The organism is Pantoea rodasii (assembly GCF_002095465.1).
GTDB lineage: Bacteria > Pseudomonadota > Gammaproteobacteria > Enterobacterales > Enterobacteriaceae > Pantoea > Pantoea rodasii.
This window is the reverse complement of record NZ_MLFP01000080.1, coordinates 1-306: the sequence shown is the minus strand read 5'-3', so window position 1 is coordinate 306 and position 306 is coordinate 1. Positions and strand designations below refer to the sequence as shown.

At 48.4% G+C, this 306-nt stretch carries 1 pseudogene; it reads left to right on the top strand.

What is annotated here, in order from left to right:
• Positions 1–54: 54 nt before the first annotated feature.
• Positions 55–306 (top strand): annotated as a pseudogene (locus tag HA45_RS23425) (helix-turn-helix domain-containing protein); the annotation flags it as partial.

Sequence of the window (306 nt, the reverse complement as noted above, 5' to 3'; positions counted from 1 at the left end):
TGTGAGTTCAATGGCTCGATGCAACGCTATCCTTAATCAAGGGGGGACGTTGCCATGAAACGAAGAACTCGGATTAACTACACGCCAGAGCAGAAGGCGATTATCTGGGACAGATATAAGCAAGGTGATTCTCTGCATGATATCGCCAGAATGTTCGACAGATTTCATTCTTCCATCATGCCCACAATCCACCAGACAGGTGGCTACCGTCCTCCCGTTCGAAAGCGGCATCGATTAGCGCTTACGCTTGATGAAAGAGAGGAGATCTCCAGAGGACTGGTAGCAAAACTCAGTATCAGGGACATT